Genomic DNA, 826 nt, shown 5'->3' on the forward strand with positions numbered 1-826 from the left:
TCTGACCAAGGTCAGATCTAAGTTGTATGCTTGGCCGATTTGACGCCAGTAATCAATGCCGCTGCCACCAAGTGGATCCACACCAATTTTCAACTTCGATTTCTGGATCGCTTCCATATCGATAACATTTACTAAGTCATCGATGTAAGGCTTCACCAAATCCATCTCTACGAATAGCTCAGATGCTTTCGCTTCTGCTAACGCTAGACGCTTTACATCTTTTAGGCCACCAGCAATGATCTCGTTCGCACGATCTTCAATCGCTTGAGTCAATTCTGCTTCTGCTGGACCGCCATGTGTTGGATTGTACTTAATACCGCCATCTTGTGGTGGATTATGAGACGGTGTGATAACGATGCCATCCGCTTTCTCATCATGCTTTAGATTGTAAGTTAAGATAGCGTGAGAAACGCCTGGTGTTGGTGTGTAGCCATTATCCTGCTGTACGATGACTTTTACACCATTCGCAATCAAAACTTCGATTACGCTTGAAAACGCAGGTTCTGACAACGCGTGGGTATCTTTGCCCACAAACAACGGCCCTGTAGTCCCCTGCTTGGCACGTACTTCTGCAACTGCTTGTGCGATAGCAAGAATGTGGTTTTCATTAAAAGTTTGCTTGTCTGCTGTGCCACGGTGACCAGAAGTACCGAATTGAACCTTATGTTCCGCATTATTAGCATCAGGCTGAAGTAAGAAGTAGTTAGCAACTAACGCTGGAATATTATGGAGATCTTCCTGCTGCGCTTTTTGCCCAGCACGAGGGTGCATAGCCATGTTTGACATCCTTTCTTTTAAAAATAATAAAATTACAAAAAAGCCTCAT

At 44.3% G+C, this 826-nt stretch carries 1 pseudogene; it reads right to left on the bottom strand.

Going from position 1 to position 826, the window contains the following annotated elements:
• A pseudogene (locus tag R7O13_RS25720) lies at positions 1-777 on the bottom strand (phosphoglucomutase); the annotation flags it as partial.
• Positions 778-826: the final 49 nt, after the last annotated feature.

The sequence above is a fragment of the Vibrio sp. Y176 genome (genome assembly GCF_033438945.1).